The sequence below is a fragment of the Sphingomonas sp. IC4-52 genome (assembly GCF_020707225.1).
GTDB lineage: Bacteria > Pseudomonadota > Alphaproteobacteria > Sphingomonadales > Sphingomonadaceae > Sphingomonas.
On sequence record NZ_JAJFEU010000004.1, the window covers coordinates 111,211 to 129,780 of the forward strand.

General features: G+C 65.5%; 14 protein-coding genes. 2 read left to right on the forward strand and 12 right to left on the reverse strand.

What is annotated here, in order from left to right:
- Both infC and LK535_RS11415 read left to right on the forward strand, forming a co-directional pair.
- A complete protein-coding gene (gene infC, locus LK535_RS11410) occupies positions 1–534 on the forward strand; it encodes a translation initiation factor IF-3 (protein ID WP_088334327.1) in 534 nt (177 codons plus the stop codon).
- 238 nt (positions 535–772) lie between these two features.
- On the forward strand, positions 773–3,607 hold the full coding sequence (locus LK535_RS11415; RefSeq protein WP_227772036.1) for a TonB-dependent receptor: 2,835 nt from the start codon (positions 773–775) through the stop codon (positions 3,605–3,607).
- A gap of 137 nt (positions 3,608–3,744) precedes the next feature.
- Here the strand turns inward: LK535_RS11415 and LK535_RS11420 are convergent, their stop codons facing one another.
- The 12 genes from LK535_RS11420 to LK535_RS11475 all read right to left on the reverse strand — a co-directional run bounded on the left by LK535_RS11420 (position 3,745) and on the right by LK535_RS11475 (position 18,552).
- A complete protein-coding gene (locus LK535_RS11420) occupies positions 3,745–4,125 on the reverse strand; it encodes a VOC family protein (protein ID WP_227772037.1) in 381 nt (126 codons plus the stop codon).
- A 64-nt stretch (positions 4,126–4,189) separates the two neighbouring features.
- Entirely contained in the window at positions 4,190–6,937 is a 2,748-nt protein-coding gene (locus LK535_RS11425; protein ID WP_227772038.1) for a [protein-PII] uridylyltransferase, read from the reverse strand.
- A 48-nt stretch (positions 6,938–6,985) separates the two neighbouring features.
- A complete protein-coding gene (locus LK535_RS11430) occupies positions 6,986–8,194 on the reverse strand; it encodes an ABC transporter permease (RefSeq protein ID WP_227772039.1) in 1,209 nt (402 codons plus the stop codon).
- A gap of 93 nt (positions 8,195–8,287) precedes the next feature.
- Positions 8,288–9,001: an ABC transporter ATP-binding protein gene (locus LK535_RS11435; RefSeq protein ID WP_227772040.1), complete on the reverse strand. Its 714-nt coding sequence runs from the start codon at positions 8,999–9,001 to the stop codon at positions 8,288–8,290.
- Between the two features lie 120 nt (positions 9,002–9,121).
- Positions 9,122–10,507: an efflux RND transporter periplasmic adaptor subunit gene (locus LK535_RS11440; RefSeq protein WP_227772041.1), complete on the reverse strand. Its 1,386-nt coding sequence runs from the start codon at positions 10,505–10,507 to the stop codon at positions 9,122–9,124.
- Positions 10,507–11,979 (reverse strand): efflux transporter outer membrane subunit, encoded by a 1,473-nt coding sequence (locus LK535_RS11445; protein WP_227772042.1) that lies wholly within the window; start codon positions 11,977–11,979, stop codon positions 10,507–10,509. Before LK535_RS11445 ends, LK535_RS11440 begins: the two co-directional genes overlap by 1 nt.
- 157 nt (positions 11,980–12,136) lie before the next feature.
- A complete protein-coding gene (locus LK535_RS11450) occupies positions 12,137–14,119 on the reverse strand; it encodes a biotin carboxylase N-terminal domain-containing protein (protein ID WP_227772043.1) in 1,983 nt (660 codons plus the stop codon).
- Positions 14,120–14,196: 77 nt separating this feature from the next.
- On the reverse strand, positions 14,197–15,252 hold the full coding sequence (bioB, locus tag LK535_RS11455) for a biotin synthase BioB (protein ID WP_415837127.1): 1,056 nt from the start codon (positions 15,250–15,252) through the stop codon (positions 14,197–14,199).
- A complete protein-coding gene (locus LK535_RS11460) occupies positions 15,189–15,575 on the reverse strand; it encodes a lysozyme inhibitor LprI family protein (protein ID WP_227772045.1) in 387 nt (128 codons plus the stop codon). Before LK535_RS11460 ends, bioB begins: the two co-directional genes overlap by 64 nt.
- A gap of 51 nt (positions 15,576–15,626) precedes the next feature.
- Positions 15,627–16,418, reverse strand: a complete 792-nt coding sequence (locus LK535_RS11465) for an enoyl-CoA hydratase-related protein (protein WP_227772046.1) — start codon at positions 16,416–16,418, stop codon at positions 15,627–15,629.
- A complete protein-coding gene (locus LK535_RS11470) occupies positions 16,411–17,871 on the reverse strand; it encodes an acyl-CoA carboxylase subunit beta (protein WP_227772047.1) in 1,461 nt (486 codons plus the stop codon). The genes LK535_RS11465 and LK535_RS11470 overlap by 8 nt, the downstream gene beginning before the upstream one ends.
- 189 nt (positions 17,872–18,060) lie before the next feature.
- Positions 18,061–18,552, reverse strand: coding sequence for an MmcB family DNA repair protein (locus tag LK535_RS11475; protein ID WP_227772048.1), 492 nt, complete (start codon positions 18,550–18,552; stop codon positions 18,061–18,063).
- Positions 18,553–18,570: the final 18 nt, after the last annotated feature.

An 18,570-nucleotide genomic window follows, 5' to 3' on the forward strand; every position in this document is an offset into this window, starting at 1 on the left:
ATGATGCGCCGGCCAATGCAGGCGCCGCCGATGAACGGCCCGCGATTCAACGAGTGGATCCAGAGCCAAAAGGTCCGCGTGATCGATCACGAGGGCGAGAATCTCGGCGTGATGTACACCCGTCAGGCAATCGAGCAGGCCAAGGAAGTCGGGCTCGATCTGGTCGAGGTGTCGCCCAATGCCGATCCGCCCGTGGCCAAGTTCCTGGACGTCGGCAAGTACAAGTACGAGGCGCAGAAGAAGGCGAACCTCGCCCGCAAGAGCCAGAAGACGCAGGAGATCAAAGAGATCAAGATGCGTCCGAACATCGATGATCACGACTACGACACCAAGATGAAGAAGGTGGCGGAGTTCATCGGTGAAGGCGACAAGGTGAAGGTGACCATGCGCTTCCGCGGACGTGAGCTGAGCCACGGCCAGCTCGGCATGGCAGTTCTCCAGCGCGTGGCCGAACAGGTCGCCGAAGTAGCGAAGGTGGAAGCCTATCCGCGCATGGAAGGCCGCCAGATGCTGATGGTGCTCGCGCCGAAATAATTTTTCCGGATCGCCTGCGAAACGGCCGCGCCTCCAGCAGAGGTCGCGGCCTTTTTCATGTCTGACGTAGCGTCAACTGACACTTCAGACAGGGCCGCTACGGACCAATCGTGGCATCCGCGCGACACGCCGATCCCAAAAGTTTCCTGTGCAACAAAAAATTCTTTGCGCGCCGGACGGGCGGCCTAAAGGCACCGCTCCCATCGAACCACGATAATTATACCTACCGGAGAGCCCGATGCGTCGCGTTGCCTCGCTTTTGTCCACTGCCGTTCTTTTTGCCGCCCTTCCCGCACTTGCGCAGGAACAGCCGAGCCAGGACCCGACCGCTGCCGGGTCGGTTGATCAGCCCCAGGCCGCACCCGCCAGCGATACCGATCTGGGCGCCAACGAGCTGGGCGCAGGTGACATCGTCGTCACCGCCACGCGCCGCGCCGAGCGTCTGGCCGACGTGCCGATCGCCGTTTCCGCCGTCAGCCAGGCGGCACTGCTGAATTCGGGCGCCAACGACATTCGCGGCGTGGCACAGCTTGCCCCGTCGCTGCAGGTTTCCTCCACCGGCAGCGAAGCGAACGCCACCGCACGCGTTCGCGGCATTGGCACCGTGGGTGACAACCCCGGCCTGGAAAGCTCGGTCGCCGTGTTCATCGACGGCGTGTATCGCAGCCGCACCGGTTCGGGCCTGAACGACATCGGCGAAGTTGACCGCATCGAAGTGCTGCGCGGGCCGCAGGGCACGCTGTCCGGCCGCAACGCATCGGCCGGTGCGATCAACATCTACACCCGGATGCCCGACGACGAGTTCGGCGGCTATGTCGAGGGCACCTACGGCAATTACGACAACATCCGCCTTGCCGGTGCGATCACCGGGCCGGTGGTGCAGGACGTTCTGTCGTTCCGCCTGGACGGTGTGTTCAACAAGCGTGACGGCTTCCTGAAGGACGTCATCAACGACACCGATTACAACGATCGCAACCGCTGGTTCGTGCGCGGCCAGCTGCTGTTCGAACCGACCAGCGACCTCACCATCCGCCTGCTGGGCGATTACACCTGGCGTGACGAGAAGTGCTGCGGCGCCGTGTACGTCGACCTGCGCGAGAAGCTGGACCCGACGCCGGGCCAGCCAGGCGACTTCACCATCAACCCGAACGGCAACCGCATCGTCGACGTGCTGCGCAGCCTGGGCGGCGTCTTCCCGAGCGCGGGTGATCCGTACAACCGCCAGATCGCCAACTCGCCCGGTCGCGCTTATTCGAACGTGACCAAGGATTACGGCGGGTCGATGCAGGTCGACTATAACTTCGGCAACGTGTCGCTGACGTCGATCACGGCCTATCGCGAATACAAGGCCGGCAACGCCTCCGACATCGATTACGGCAATGTCGACATCGGCTATCGCGCCGATGATGGCCGCGCCTTCCGCCAGTTCCACACCTTTACCCAGGAACTGCGCCTGCAGGGTTCGCTGTTCGACGATCGCCTCGACTGGCTGGTCGGCGGCTATTACTCGAACGAAGACCTGGTCGTCGGCGACAACCTGCAGTTCGGGTCGCAATATGGCGCCTTCGCATCGTGCCGCATCGTTTCGACGATCAACCCGGTCGCTGCGCTTCGCAACCCGGCGGCTCCGGGCTGCCTTGGCACCTCGCTTGTCGCCCCCGGCACCACCGGGCGCGCAGCTGTGCTGGGCGGGCTCACCCAGGCACAGGTCGCCGCAGGCATCCCGCTTGCAACCGCCGTGGCGAACGCTGGCCTGATCGGCAGCAACCTCGATCGCCTGTCGACGCTGAACAACCTGGGCGACAACAACGCGCGTTATTACCAGGACAGCGAGAATTACGCGTTCTTCACGCACAACATCTTCAAGCTGACCGACACGCTGTCGATCACGGCCGGCCTGCGCTGGACCCATGAAGCCAAGAAGTTCCATGCGAACTTCAACAACACCAACACGGTCTGCCCGGCGCTACAGGCGGGCACGGCACAGGGCGGCCTGGGCGGCCTGCTGGCCAACCCGGCGCTCGCCACGCTTGCTGGCGGCATCATCACGCTGGGCTGCACGGGCAACTCGTCCGTGACGCTCAACGGCCTGGATCTGCAGGACAACTTCAACGAAGATCAGTTCACCGGCACCGGCGTGATCTCGTGGAAGCCGACCCGCGACCTGATGGTCTATGCAAGCTATTCGCGTGGCTACAAGGCTGGCGGCTACAACCTTGATCGCTCCGATCTGGGTTCGGCGCTGTTCCCGCGCTCGTCGGCGAACGTCACCAACCTGCGCTTCGATCCGGAGCTGGTGGACAGCTATGAAGCGGGCATCAAGTACTCGACGCGTCAGTTCACGGCGAACGTCACCGTGTTCCGCTCAGACTTCGAAAACTTCCAGCTCAACACGTTCAACGGCACCAACTATGTCGTCGAGAACATCGGTTCGTGCGCAGACAGCCTGAACGGCGGCGACCAGGACGGTTCGGCAGCGACCGGCGTCTGCACCGGCGATGTGAAGCCGGGCGTGCGCAGCCAGGGCGTGGAAGTCGAGCTGGGCCTGTACCCGGCGCGCAACTTCGCGGTGAACCTGGGCTACACGCTGGCCGACACCAAGTTCCGCCGCAACCTGGTGGGCTCGGCAGCGGGCGCTGCGCTTGACCCGGCACTGTTCCTGCTCGCCGGCAGCCAGATGTCGAACGCGCCGCGCAACGTGGTGACGGGCTCGGTCAGCTGGACGCCGGAGATCGGCAGCTCGGGCATGACCGGCCTGTTCTATGTCGATGGCCGCATGACCAGCGACTACAACACCGGTTCGGACCTGTTCTTCGAGAAGGAGCAGGACGGCTTCTTCCTGATGAACGCCCGTATCGGCGTTCGCGGGCCGGACCAGAACTGGTCGATCGAGGCATGGGCACAGAACCTGCTGAACCAGGACTACCAGCAGGTCGCGTTCAACGCGCCGTTCCAGGGCGCAGGCAGCCTCGCGCAGACGATCCGTCTCGGCACGTCGCCGGCGAACCAGCTGTTCTCCGCGTTCCTTGCCGAGCCGCGCACCTATGGCGTGACCCTGCGCAAGCGCTTCTGATCGCTCAGGGGCGCGGGTAACGCGCCCCGCCAGCGCTTTCTCACCCCGGCTTCAGTCAATGCTGAAGCCGGGGTGTTTTTCGTTCATGGGATGGGTGTGGTGGCAGGTCGGGCCGTGCCCCCCTCGGAAAGCGCCGGTCAGGCGGGCGGCTCCCACAATTCGATCACGTTGCCCTCCGGATCTTGGAGGCGCGCAAAGCTGCCGGTTTCCGGAGAGTCCCATTCCGCGCGTGTTTCAACCGCAATGCCCGACGCCTCGAGATCGGGAATCATCTCCGCAAGGCCGCTGACCCGAAGGTTGATCATGAAGGCGCGGTCGGCCGGAAAATAGTCGGTTGTGTCCTTGAACGGCGCGAATACGAAGGGGCCGCCTCGCGCTTGCCAGAACCACTCGCTGGCCGGCGCCGCCGGGTCGCCGCTACAGCCGGGGCCGACGTTCAGGTGATCGCGATACCAGGCGCCGAGCGCCTCTGGATCCCTCGCGCGGAAGAACAAGCCGCCCATTCCCAGCACTGGCATTGCCGTCTCTCCTTCTGGTCATTCCTGTCGACCTGATCAGGGCGGCGCACCGGGAGGGCGATCGTCACGCCGCCAGGTCGACCGCCCTGCCGGCCGCAGCGTCGAGCAGCCTTTTCTCCAGCGCCTTCAGCCGCGCACCAGTGGCGATCTTATCGCCGGTCAGATCGGTGATGTAGAAGGTATCGACCGCGCGCTCGCCATAGGTGGCGACATGGGCGGAATGGATCGTCACCTTTGACTGGAACAGCGCATGGGCGAGCTGATTGAGCAGCGCGGGGCGGTCGCGCGCATTTACCTCGACCACGGTGAAGCGGTTCGAAGCCTTGTTGTCGACCAGCACATTCGGCTCGATCCGGAAGGCGTCGGCACGCACCCGCGGCAGCGGCTTGGCCTTCAAGCGCTCCACCAGTTTGCCGCGATTGGCCAGCGCATCCTCGATCGCGGTCTGCAATCGGGCGAGCTGCTCAGGCTCGTCGAAGGGGCGACCGAACGGATCCTGGACGAGGAAGTTGTCGAGCGCCATGCCGTCGCGCGTGGTGTGGATCCGAGCGTCGATGATGTTCCCGCCAGCGACATGGATTGCGCCGGCGATACGGTAAAAGATGCCGGGATGGTCGGCGGCATAGACTGTAACCAGGGTCGCGCCGCGCTGGGCATAGACCTGTGCGTCGATGGCGAGCTGCGCTTCCCCGACGCCGGCAACGAAGCGGGCGTTGTGGGCCAGCACATCCTCCGGCTCGGCGATCCAGTAAGCCTCCGGGAAACGCCGCACATAGGTGGCCATGGTCGGCGCGTCCCAGCCTAGCGCCTCGGCCAGGGCGGCCTGCTTGGCGGCGATCCGCTCCTCGCGCCCGCGCTGCTTGTGGCCGAGGCGAAGCACTTCCTCCGCGGCCTCGTAGAGATCGCCGAGCAGCTGCCGCTTCCAACCGTTCCACGTCCCCGGTCCGACCGCGCGAATGTCGACGATCGTGAGAACCAACAGCAGCCGCAGCCGCTCCGCCGATTGCACAACATCGGTGAAATCAAGGATCGTCTTGAAGTCCGACAAGTCACGCTTGAACGCGGTGGCGGACATCAGCAGGTGGTGACGCACCAGCCACGCCACCGTCTCGGTCTCGGCAGGCGTAAGGCCGAAGCGGGGACATAGCTGCTCCGCCACGGCCGCGCCCAGGATGGAGTGGTCACCGCCGCGGCCCTTCGCCACATCGTGCAGCAATACCGCCACGTACAGCACCCGCCGCGACACGATCTGCGGCAGGATGCCGGCTGCGAGCGGATGCTCGTCCGCGAGCTCGCCGCGCTCGATTCGGGCGAGGAGGCCGATGGCGCGGATCGTATGCTCATCCACCGTGTAATGGTGGTACATGTCGAACTGCATCTGCGCGACGACGCGGCCGAAATCCGGCACGAAGCGGCCGAACACGCCGGCCTCGTTCATCCAGCGCAGCACCGTTTCCGGCTCCCGCGGCGAGGTCAGCAGATCGAGGAACAACGCATTGGCGCGTGGGTCGCTGCGCACTTCATCCACCAGCTTCGCATCGCGGGTCGCGGCACGCATGGCCAGCGGATGGATTTCCAGCCCATGGAGATCGGCCAGCTGGAAGATCTCGATAAGGCGCGTGGGATCCTCCGCGAAGAAGGTGTCGTGCGGCAACGCAAGTCGGCCCCGATCGAGAACGAAGCCGTGAAGCTTGCCCGGACGGCGGCGCAGGCGCGGCAGGCCGAAGCGGCGACCGCGGGCGGCAAACAGATCATCAATATGCGCCAGGAACACTCCGGTGAGCGCGCCGACGGTCTTTGCCTGCAGGAAGTAGAATTGCATGAACCGCTCAACCGCGGCCTTTCCGGGCCGATCGGCATAGCGCATCCGCTCCGCAATCTCCCGCTGCATGTCGAACGTCAGCCGGTCCTCGGCCCGGCCGGCGGCAAGATGCAGATGGCAACGCACCGCCCAGAGGAAATTGTCGGCCCGGTTGAATAGGCGGTACTCGGCCGGGGTGAACAGCCCCTTGTCCACCAGCTGGGCGGCGCGATCGACGTCATAGACATATTTGCCGATCCAGAAGAGCGCATGGAGATCGCGGAGGCCCCCCTTCCCTTCCTTCACATTGGGTTCGACGACGTAGCGGGTGTCGCCCATCTTGACGTGGCGCGCGTTACGCTCGGCCAGCTTGTCGGCGATGAATTGGCGCTCGGTGCCGCGTGTCACCTCATTGCGGAAGCGCGCCAGCGATTCCTCGTACAGCGCTTCGTTCCCGCACACGAAGCGCCCCTCGAGCAGCGCGGTCCGGATCGTCACATCGCTCTTCGCCTGCCGCACCATCTCGTCCAGCGAGCGAGAGGAATGGCCGACCTTCAGACCGAGATCCCAGAGGGCGTAGAGGATCGATTCGATCACCTGCTCGGCCCATGGCGTCTGCTTCCAAGGCGTGAGGAAGCCGATATCGACATCCGAGAAGGGCGCCATCTCGCCCCGGCCGTAACCGCCCACCGCCACCAGCGTGAGCCGCTCCGCCGCGGTCGGATTGCTGAGCGGATACAGCCGCTGTGTCACCAGATCGAACAACAGCTTCAGTAGCTGGTCGATCAGAAAGGCCTGGGCGTTGGCCGCTTCCAGCCCGCGCGACGGCCGTTCGCCGAGGCGCCGCGCGATTTCGGCACGGCCGGCATCCAGCGCGTCTTTCAGCATCGCCGTCGCCTTGCGACGAAGCAGCGCCGGATCATCCCGGTCCAGCGCAGCCAGTGCATCCGCGATCGCGCGCCGATCGATGATCGCGCGGCGGTTCGGCAAGCTGTCAAAGCGCGTGTTCATGCGCTCCGATGTACGCGCCGCGCGAGGCAAGGGCCATGCCCTTGCCCATCACTCGTGCCGGAGGGCGTCAATGGGGTTGAGGCCGGCCGCGCGACGGGCGGGGAAATAGCCGAACACCACCCCGATTGCGGCCGCGATGGCGAACGCCACCACGTTGATCGAAGGATCGAACGTCCACGGCACCTGCATCAGCGGCGTCGCCACCGCGATGACGAGCTGCGCCAGCACCAGGCCGACCAGGCCGCCAAGCATCGACAGGACGACCGCTTCCACCAGGAATTGCATCAGCACTTCATTGGCGACCGCCCCGATGGCCAGACGGATGCCGATCTCCCGAGTCCGCTCCGTCACGGAAACGAGCATGATGTTCATGATTCCGATGCCGCCGACCACCAGGCTGATCGCTGCGACGGCAGCGACGATGCGGGTCAGCAACGTCGTCGTTCCCGTCAGCGTGTCGCTGATCTGCTTGGTATCGAAGATGTTGAAATCATCCTGCTTGGTGCCGGTGATGTTGCGGCGTTCGCGCAACAGATCGGTGATCGAGGCCTGCACCGCGCTGGTCGAATAGGCCTGGTCGACCCCGACCAGCATCAGGCGCACATCGCGGCTGCCGGTGAAGCGGCGCTGCACTGCCTTGATCGGCATCACCACGGTGTCGTCCTGGTCTCCGCCGAATCCGGCCTGCCCGCGTGCGGTAAGAACGCCGATCACGTCGCAGCTGATCGAGCCGATCCGCATCCGTCGACCAATTGCATCGCCACCGCGGAACAGGTTTTGCCGGACGGTATTGCCGATGATGCACACCGCCTTGCCCGCCTGCTCCTCCGCCGGTGTCCAATATCGGCCCTGCGCCAACGGCCAGGGCTGAACCACGAAGACCCCGTTGGTGGTGCCCTGAACCGTCGTCGACCAGTTCGCCCCTTCGTAGATAGCGGTCGCCGCGGTCGAAGCTTGCGGCGCCACTGCAGTGACGCCGGCGACCTGTTGCGCAATCGCGGTCACGTCCTCGGGATCAAAGTCCGGCGGACGCGGGCCGCCGCCGCCGCGACCGAAGCCCTGGCCGGGGCGGATCTGGAGCACGTTGGTGCCAAGCGCGGCGATCTGCTGCTGCACGGCGCTGGTGGTTGCCTTGCCCAGCGTCACCATGGCGACCACCGCCGCCACGCCGATGACGATGCCCAGGATCGTCAGGAACGAGCGAAGCAGGTGCCGGCGGATCGATCGCAGGGCGAGGATGAAGGTGGTGCCGAACACGCGATCACGACCCCTGCTGCAGCCGGGCGCAGCACAGCGGCGCCTGGCGGACGATAAGCGGATCGCCGCGGCGGGATGAGGAAGCAGCGCGCATCACGACACATCCTCCCCCATCCGGTGGTTCGCATCGATCCGTTCCACCAGCCCGTCCTTGAAATGAACCACCGTGCGGGCAAACGCAGCCATTTCCGGCTCATGCGTCACCATCAACACGGTGATCCCGCTGTCGCGGTTCAGCCCGGTGAGCAACTCCATGATTTCGACCGATCGCTCCGAATCGAGGTTGCCGGTCGGTTCATCGGCCAGCAGCACATCGGGCCTGGTGACGATCGCGCGGGCGATAGCGACACGCTGTTGCTGACCACCGGAAAGCTCCGCCGGGGTATGATCCCACCAGTCCGCCAGGCCGACCTTGTCGAGCGCCGCCATACCGGCGTCACGGCGGCTCTTGCGATCGTCGCCGCGGTACAACAGCGGGAGTTCGACATTCTCGAGCGCGCTGGTGCGGCTCAGCAGGTTGAAGCCCTGGAAAACGAAGCCGAGGTATTTGCGGCGCAGCAGCGCCCGCTGGTCGCGATCAAGCGTCTCCACATGATGGCCGCGGAACAGGAAGGTGCCGCCCGTGGGCACGTCCAGGCAGCCGAGGATGTTCATGGTGGTCGACTTGCCGGAGCCCGACGGGCCCATCACGGCGACGAAATCACCGGCGGCGATATCGAGGTCGACGCCCTTCAGCGCCTGAAACGCCGTTGGGCCACTGCCGTACACCTTGGTGACATTGCGGAGCGAGATGATTGGCCCCGTCATCCCGCCTGCGCCCCGTCTTCGGTTCGTCGCTGGCCTGCGCGATCCAAGCTGCCACCACGCCGCGCTGGTGATCGAGGCGACTGCCCGGGAAGGACCGAAGAAGCTGGCGCGAGCGCCGGGTTATGCACCACCTGCGGCTCCCGGACGCTGACGCCGCTGTCCACCGCCGCCGCCGCCGCTGCGCGATCCTTCTTCGCCGCCCGCCAGCTGACCGGTGATCACTTCCATGCCGGGCTTCAGGCCGCCGGACAGCACCTCGGTGACTGAGCCGTTGGTATCGCCGGTTGTCACTTGCACGGGCTGCGGCTGGCCATCGGCACCCTTGACGTAGACCGTCTGCTGCGCGCCGCGGCCAAGCGTCGCCTGGCGTTCGGGCCGGTCGCGTCGCGGGCGGAAGGTCAGCGAGCCCGCGATGCCGCCGCTGCCGCCCGCACCGGCGGCGCTGGGCTTGAAGCGGAACGCGGCATTGGGAACGAGCAGCACGTTCTTCTTGTCGCTGGTAACGATGTCAGCGGTCGCGGTCATGCCCGGGCGCAGTTCCATGGTCGGGTTCGCCACGGTGAGATCGGCGGCATAGGATACGACCTGCCCCGTGGTCGCAGTGCCGGACGTGGCGCTGCTGGAAGACGCGCTGGCCGTGGTGGCGGTGAGGTTCGAACCGAGATCGACGCGGGTGATCGTTGCGGGGAAGGTGCGGCCCGGGAATGCATCAACGGTGAAGCTTGCCGACTGCCCTTCCTTCACGGAACCGACGTCAGCTTCGTCGATGGCGACCTCCAGCTTCATCTTGCTGAGATCCTCCGCGATCACGAACAGCGTCGGCGTGTTGAACGATGCCGCCACGGTCTGCCCCGGATCGACCTGACGCGCGAGCACGACGCCGTTCACGGGAGAGCGGATGATGGCGCGCTGACGCTGGGTCTGATTCTGCGCGAGATTGGCGCGTGCCGCGGCGACATTGGCCTCAGCAACCCGGAGCGCGGCAACCGCCCGCTGAGCGTTTGCCCGGCCGGTCTGCAGCTCCGTCTGCGAAGGGACGCGTCCGTTCGACAAGCGATACACTTCCTCCAGCCGGGCAAGCTGCGCCTGTGCCTCGGCCACGGTTGCGCGCGCCTGGTTCACGCCCGCAATGTTGGCGTTCAACTGCGCCTGACCGGCACGGATCTGCGCCTCGATCTGTTCGGGATCGATCAGCGCAAGCGCCTGCCCCGCGGTAACCCGGTCGTTTACGTCGACAACGACCCGCGTGACGAGGCCGGATAGCTGCGAGCCGACCGTCACCTGATTGGTCGGCGCCAGCTTGCCAGTGGCCGAAACGGTGACCGTCAGATTCCCGCGTCGCACCGGGGCCGTCGCGTAACCAGCCTCCGCCCGAGATCCGAACAGCCGAAAACCAAGCAGCACCAGCAGGATCACGCCAACGGCGATCGCGCCCCATTTCGCCCAGCGACGCCACGCCGGCTGCGGCTTCACCCCGAGGAAATCATCAAGTTGCTCGGTGGCCATCAGCGGGTTCCGTCCTGCCTGTTGTTCTGGGGTGATATCGCCTGGGGCGCCGCGGTCGAATCCCAGCCGCCGCCAAGCGCGGTGTAGAGCTGGATCAGCGCATTGGCGTGATCGGCGCGCGCCTGTGCGGCGCTGTTGCGAGCCGACAGCAACGCCGCCTCCTGCTGACTGAGGGTCGTGAAGTCGGTGAGGCCGGTGCGATACTGGCTGCGGCTGAGGATCGCGGAATTGTTTGCCGCTTCCAGTGCGACGGCGAACTCGCGTTCGCGCGCTTGCGCGGTGCTGAGCGCGACAACGGCATTCTCGATGTCTTCGAGCGCGATCAGCACCGTCTGCTTGTAAGCCGCAAGGGCGGCGTCGGCGGCAGCCTCTGCGCCGCGCACCTGGCTGTTCAGACGGCCGCCGTTGAAGATCGCTTGCGTCAGTCCGGCGAACAACCCGCCGGTGACCGTTTCCAGCAAACCGCCCAGGTTGCCGGCGCGGGTATCGATATTGCCGCTGATCGCCAGCGCGGGATACAGCTGGGCCTTGGCAACGCCGATCTGCGCGGTTGCGGCAGCAAGGTTCCGCTCGGCCGCGCGCACATCGGGGCGTTGCCGCAGCACATCCGCCGGAATGCCGACGCCAGCGCTTGCCGGCCCACGCGGGATCGGCTTCGTCGCGGCGAGCAGCGGCTTCAGTGTACCTGGCGCAGCGCCGGTGAGCACGCCGATACGGCTCACTGCGGCATTATACTGCTGCTCGATCAACGGGACGGAGGCCGCGGTCTGCGCGCGCTGCACCCGCGCCTGTTCCTGGTCGAGGCTGGAAACCAGCCCGGCCTGAACGCGAAAGCCGGCGATTTCCAGATTGTCGTCCTGCAACGCCAGGCTGTCGCGGGCATTGGCGAGCTGAAGCTGGTAAAGCCGGGCCAGCACATAATTGCGCGCGACCTCCGCCTGCACGGACAGCAGCACCGTCGCCTGATCAAAACCGGACGCCTCATATTGCGCCTGGCTGCTCTCCACGGTGCGGCGCACTTCGCCAAACAGGCCAATCTGATATTGTGCGTCGAGCCCGAGGGAGAAATTGGAGCCTCCCCCACCGCCGATGCTTTGCGTGGTGCCATCGGGGAGGGTGATCACCGTCTGCCCGCCACGCAGCGTTTCGGAGCGGCTGTAGCCCGCCGAGCCGTTCACCGTTGGCAGCAGGCTTGCCCGGCTTTGGACCAGCGCTTCGCGGGCCTGTCGCAGCCGAGCGGATGCCTGCGCGATGTCGAGATTGCTCGCGGCTGCTTGTTCCACCAATTGCCCGAGCACCGGATCATCGAAACTGCGCCACCAGCGCGTCAGATCCTCACGCGTCGGTTCGGCCGTGACCGAAAAGGTGTCGGGCACCCCGAGCTCAGTGGCGGTTCGTGGTCGATAATCCGGACCAACAGTACATCCGCCAAGAGCGGCGGCGAGGAGAAGCGTAGCCCGCAAGCGCGTCATGGATGCCGAAATGGTTGGAAGACCCATAAGGGTCCAGCGCTTTTGTGTCGCGATTTGTCGCAGCGCGAGACTCGTCGGCCAGCCGGGTGCAGGTGCAGCGATCAGGATACGGGGGTGAAGACGGCGTCCCGTCCCAGTGGCAGGCTTTAACGCGCGGTTATTCGAGCTCGATCAGCACCTGATCAACGGCGACGCTTTCACCAGTGGCCACACGCAATGCCGCGACCGTCCCGTCGGCCTCGGCGCGCAAGACATTCTCCATCTTCATCGCTTCAATCACGCCCAGCGCCTGACCGGCAGCGACATTCTCGCCGACGCTAACGTCCAGACGGACCAGCAACCCCGGCATGGGCGCGGTGACGATCTTGCCGGTATTGGCGGGGAGCGGATCGATCAGATGACGGGTGTAGCTGGCGATCCGCTGCGGCAGCACGCGCACTTTGTGCCGCGCACCGCGGGTATGCAGGGTAAAGCCTGTCAGCGTACGCGCCGCCTGCACAACCACTTCTTCGCCATCCAGGTCGATGCGGAATATCGTGCGGCCGGGTGCGTAATCGTGCGAGATGGCGATGTCCTCTCCATCCACCGCCACTGCGTCACCGGACATAGTGACGGCGAAATCCCGCTCGCCGATCCGAACCGACCAGTTCTGCTCAGCCGCGCCGCGCGCGTTCGCTTGCGTCATGAGCACAGCCAGTGCCGCGAGGCCTTCCAGGAACGCGGCGGGTGTCGGCGCGCCGTTGAAGCCTCGCGGATATTCCTCCTCGATGAACCCGGTGGTGAGATCGCCGCGACCGAAGCGCGGGTGCTGCATCAGTGCGGAGAGGAAATGGATGTTGGTGGCCGGTCCCTCGATCTCGAACGCATCGAGGGCGCGGACCTGCGCCGCGACCGCGGTTTCGCGGGTTGGGCCCCAAGTGATCAGCTTCGCGATCATCGGGTCGTAGAAGCGGCTGACCTCGCCACCTTCGGCCACCCCGTCATCCACCCGAACACAGAAGTTGGGATGCGTGTTGCCGTCGGCTTTCTGATCCTCCTCCGGCCCCGGGCGGCGATAGCGGACCAGGCGCCCGGTGCTGGGCAGGAACCCCCGATAGGGGTCCTCCGCATAGATGCGGGTTTCGACGGCCCAGCCATTCAGGTGAACGTCCGCCTGCGAAAAGGCGAGCCGCTCGCCGGCGGCGACACGGATCATCTGCTCGACGAGATCGAACCCGGTTACGGCCTCGGTGACGGGATGCTCCACCTGAAGCCGGGTGTTCATTTCCAGGAAATAGAAGCTTTCGCCGCTCGGATCGGCGCCTGACACGATCAGCTCCACCGTGCCTGCGCTATGATAGCCGACAGCGCGCGCGAGCGCGATTGCCTGCTCGCCCATCACCCGGCGCATGGCAGGCGTGACGAACGGCGACGGCGCCTCTTCCACCACCTTCTGGTGGCGGCGCTGAACCGAACATTCGCGTTCGCCGAGGTAAACCAAATTGCCGTGCTGATCACCGAGCACCTGAATCTCGACATGACGAGGGCTCTCGATGAACTTTTCGATCAGCACGCGATCATCGCCGAAACTGGCAAGAGCCTCTCGGCGGGTCGCGTCGAAGCCGGTGACGATCTCGGCCTCATCACGCACCAGCCGCATCCCCTTGCCCCCGCCGCCGGCCGAAGCCTTCACCATCACGGGATAGCCGATGGCAGCGGCGATACGCGCCCCGTCCGCCACGCTTTCGATCGCAGTGGGATGACCCGGCACGACATTCACGCCCGCCGCGCGCGCGATCTCCTTGGACGCGATCTTGTCACCCATGGCGGCGATCGCTGTCGGAGGCGGTCCTATAAAGGCGATGCCGGCTGCCGCGCAGGCCTCGGCAAAGGACGCGCGCTCGGACAGAAAGCCATAACCGGGGTGGATGGCATCCGCGCCGGTTGCGCGTGCGGCCGCGAGGATACGATCGGCATCGAGATAGCTTTCGCTCGCCGGCGCCTCACCGATCCGGATCGCCTCGTCCGCCATCGACACGTGGGGCGCGCGAGCGTCGGCATCGGAATAGACGGCCACCGTGCCGATGCCCATTCGCCGGGCCGTGCGGATGATCCGGCACGCGATCTCACCACGATTGGCGATCAGGATCTTGCCGAACACCCCTGCCCCTCGCTCATGGCCCTAAAATGCCGCCGCCGTCCCACGTGTCCTGACCGACGGCGGCACTGTCGCCAGCGTTATTCCGCTGCCTCGCACACGCGCACCGGTTCCTCGGCTACCATCGGTTTCAGCCCGAGCTTGGCAAAGAGATTCGCGTCCGCGCTGTCGCCCCGATTGCCCGCCGTCAGCAGCTTGTCGCCGGTGAAGATCGAGTTCGCGCCTGCCATGAAGCACAATGCCTGCGTTGCCTCGCTCATCGATTCACGACCGGCAGACAGACGCACCATGCTGAGCGGCATGGTAATCCGCGCCACCGCAACCGTGCGGACGAACTCGATGTCATCAATCTGGGCGAGCGGCGTATCCGCCAGCATGTCGCCCAGCACTGTGCCCTTCACCGGCACCAGCGCGTTGACCGGCACGCTTTCGGGATGCCGCGGCAGGGTGGCGAGCGCATGGACGAAGCCAACGCGATCCTCGCGTGTCTCGCCCATGCCGACGATCCCGCCACAGCAGACGTTGATGCCGGCCTGCCGCACATGCTCCAGCGTTTCCAGCCGCTCCCCGAAGGATCGGGTCGTGATCACCTCGCCGTAACGCTCGGGCGAGGTATCGATGTTGTGATTGTAATAATCGAGCCCGGCTTCAGCGAGCCTCTGCGCCTGTGCCGGCGTCAGCATGCCCAGCGTCATGCACGTTTCCATGCCCATGGCGCGGACGCCCTCGATCATGGCGATGATCGCATCCATGTCGCGATCCTTCGGATTGCGCCACGCGGCGCCCATGCAGAAACGCTGGCTTCCGGCATCGCGAGCCTCGGCCGCGCGCTGCAACACGGCGCGCACGTCCATCAGCTTGGTCGCCTTTACGCCCGTTTCGGCGTGGGCGGATTGCGAGCAATAGCCACAATCCTCCGGACAACCGCCGGTCTTGATCGACAGCAACGTGCATAATTGCACTTGGCCGGCGGCGTGATGCGCGCGGTGCACATTCTGCGCCTGCCACATCAGCTCGTCGAAAGGCAGGTCGAACAGCGCCGTGATTTCCTCACGGGTCCAATCATTGCGGGTCACCGCGTCCACATCAGATCCTTCAATTGTTTGGTCCGCTCCCGGGTCAGCCGCGCCAGGCATTGCGCGCGCGCGAACCCCTGCAGTGAGCCGCCGGCATATTCGCCGCCTTCGATCTCACACTGCCGATCGCGGAACTGCAGCCAAGCGCGCTGGCTGGCAAGCGTCGCCGTGGCGTAACCAAAGCCGCCACCGCGCGGCGTGCCCCGCGCATCGCGATCCTTCATGCGGGCATAGGTCTGTTTCCACTGCGCGTTCAGCGCAGCATCCGCCCGGCGAAGCTCATTGGCGGCCTGGGCATTCATCTGCGCCTGACTTTGGGCGCGGGCGGGCTGGCTCGACGCCAGGATCGCCAGGGACAGCGCAATTGCAGAAAGCCTCGTCATCGTACCTCCATGATCCGTCCCGATGCCAACGCACCGGGACGGGATGGATGTTCAACGGCCCTTGAACACAGGCTTGCGCTTCTCGAGGAAGCTGAGGCCGCCTTCGCGCGAATCCTCGGAGCCGCCAGCGAGCCGCTGACCCTCGGCCTCGGCGCGGAGCACCGCGTCGAATGTGCCGTCAAGCGCGGTCATGATGTTCCGGCGCATCGCGGACAGCGCAACGGTCGGCCCGGCGGCGAGACGCGTGGCAAGAGCAAGCGCCTCGTCCATCAGCTTGTCGTCATCCACCGCCTTGTAGATGAGGCCCCAGTTCTCCGCCTGCTCGGCGCCGATCCGCTCGCCCAGCATCATCATCTGCGTGGCCCGCGCCTTGCCGATCGTCTTGGCAAGCAGCCAGGTGGAGCCGCCGTCAGGCACGAGGCCGATGTTGACAAAGGCCTGGAGGAAATAGGCGCTCTTGCCGGCAAACACGAAATCGCCGGACAGGCCCATGGAGCAGCCGACGCCGGCTGCGGGACCATTGACCGCCGTCACCACCGGAACCGACAGGTTCATGATCTGGCTCATCAGCGGATTGTAAAAGTTCATCAGCGCACGATGGCTGGTGTCCCCACCCTTCACCGGCGAGTCCCCGCCGCCCCGCGCCTGAAGATCGGCGCCCGAGCAGAATGCCCGGCCAGCACCGGTAAGCAGCACGGCGCGCGCACCCTGCAGATCGTACAGCGCCACCGTCAGATCCTCGGCGAGCTGAATCGACGCCGCGTTCAGCCGTTCCGGCCGGTTCAACGTGATGACCAGGACGTCGCCCTTTTTCTCGGTCAGGATCGTTTCATATTCAGCCATTTCGGTCTCTCTCCCTCGTATATCCCGCTCCATCTGGAGAAGGGGTTGGCAGCAAGCTGCCGGATCCTTGCGCGTGCGCTACGTGGCGCAACACCTCGGCGATCGTCCGCCGCGTTGCGGCAGGCCGGATCACCGCATCGACGAACCCTGCATCCACGGCGTGAGAGGGATCAGCGATACGGGCGGCATAGTCACGCTTTTTCTGATCGTCCGTGTCGTCGAACAGCAGCTCGGCGGCAGCGGCAGTGTTCATCACCGCGATCTCGGCGCCCGGCCACGCGTAACAATGGTCTAACGTCGTTCGGCGCGATGCAAATACTGCCCAGACGGGCCCTATCGCGCGACGCGTAATGATTGTGATCCGGGGCCCGGGCGCTCGCGCCAGAGCTGCCATCATGTTCCCAGCCTCCCGAACGATGCCGCGCGCTTCTTCGGCAGTACCAGGCAGAAACCCAGGGGAATCCAGTAGCATAACCATGGGCAAGCCATAGCGACCACAGAAGCCGGCAAAGCGCGCCGCCTTGCGTGCGGCGGCGCTGTCGATCGTACCGGCCAGCACCATCGGCTGAGTGCCGAGGATCCCGACTGCTCGCCCCTCCACGCGGCCCAGGGCGCACACCAGATTGGCGGCGTGTTGAGGCTGCACGTCGAACAGTTCGCGCTCGTCCACTAACGCGCGGGCAAGCTCGCGCATGTCATAGGGTTCTGCCGGGTCAAGCGGGACGAGCTGGTCCAAGCCCGGCTCTTCGCGATGCGGGGGATCGGCAGTGAAGATCAGCGGCGTCGACGCGCCCACCGAGGAAGGTAGCAGATCGAGCAGATCGTGGGCCGCAAACAACAATTCGACCTCATCCGCGAAGACGCGGTCGGCCATGCCGGTGTGGATCGCGTGTAGGGTGGAGCCCCCCAGCGCGTCGGCGCTGGCGATTTCCCCGGTGGCTCTCCGCAACACGTCCGGGCCGGCCAGATGAAGCGCGGCTGCGCGTTCGAGCATGAATGTAACATCTGCGAGTGCAGGCGAAAGAGCGGCCATGCCCGCTGTAGCGCCGAACACCAGCGCCAGCTGCGGCACCTTGCCCTGGGCAAGCGCCTGGCACTGAATCATGTTCGATTGTGCGCCAAGGCCCAGGAGCCCGTCGTCCAGCGCCACGCCGGGTGAGTCATAGAGGCCGACGACAGGCGCACCCATGGACACCGCATGGTCGATCAGGCTGGCGATCTTCGTGGCGTGATCCTGCGTCATGATTCCGCTGGCGTCGGTCACATCCTGGCTGAACGCCGTGACCGGACGGCCCTGCACCAGACCCTCGCCGGTCACAACGCCCGCACCGATGGGACCCGTTTCGCGAAAGGTGGCGTGATCAAACAGAATGTCGAGCCGCTCGCGCGCGGTCAGGCGACCACGCGCATGCTGCACGTCGCTACGCTCCTGCTCCTCGACTGTAGCCGCCATGGCATCCTCCCGCCGCGCGGGCTTCCTGCGCCTGTGGATGGGCAGACGCAAATGCCAAAACGGTCAGGTATGTAGCTGGGAGGCGATGGGCATGTATTGCGCCGAAGCCACGGAGGATCGGGAAGTGTCAGCTGGAACGTGCGCTTCCTCGCCAATGGTGTGATGGTCCAAGCGTCTAAGGCCGAGGGCTCACCAGCCCTGCACCGCCTCCGGATCGGACAACGCCACCAGCCGGCGGGCAGCGCGGCGCGCGAACGCAAGCGTGCACTTCTTTCGCGCGTGCGTGTTCATCGGCGTGGTTCGCGCCTCCCGCACGACCGCTGCATCATAACGATCAGCAACGATCAAACCTGTCCGCTCTGGCAAGAACGCCTCGCTGGCGATCGGCGTGTGGTCGAAGCCCGCCGGCACCGCCCAGAAGAACCGATCACAATGCGGCAGATAATCCTGCCATTTGCCGTCACCCAGCAAATCCGCGCGCGATACCTTGATCTCGACGATCGTGATCTGGCCGCGCTGATCCAGCGCCATCAGGTCGACACGCCGGCCGCCATCCAGTGGCACCTCCGGCATGGCGATCAGTTCGTGGCGCAACAACAAGCGGGTTACGCCCCGCACGACATCAGCAGCGCAAAGCGGCGAGGCAGGATCGTCTACGCAAGAAGCGGGCGTGGTCAGCACGCCCGCTTCATAGAACAA